This is a genomic window from Arthrobacter sp. K4-10C (genome assembly GCF_059090085.1).
In genome coordinates this window covers 1-210 of sequence record NZ_JBNHFI010000052.1, presented here as the reverse complement: position 1 = coordinate 210, position 210 = coordinate 1, and the positions used below count along the sequence as shown (strand labels likewise).

Sequence of the window (210 nt, the reverse complement as noted above, 5' to 3'; positions counted from 1 at the left end):
AGATCGCCAGCGGTGAAATCTGCTGCATCATCGGACCTTCCGGCTCCGGCAAGTCCACCATCCTGCGCTGCATCAACGGCCTGGAGACCGTCGACTCAGGCGTGCTGAAGGTAAACGGCGAGGACTTCGGCTACTACGAAACCGACACCGCCTACCACGCCCTGCCGCCCAAGAAACTGGCCCAGCAGCGCACCCGGGTCGGCATGGTCT

At 63.3% G+C, this 210-nt stretch carries 1 protein-coding gene; it reads left to right on the top strand.

Features of this window, described 5'->3' with window-relative positions; genetic code table 11:
- The coding region (locus tag AC5RUU_RS19720) for an ATP-binding cassette domain-containing protein (protein ID WP_493976880.1) at positions 1–210 on the top strand (210 nt) is incomplete at both ends.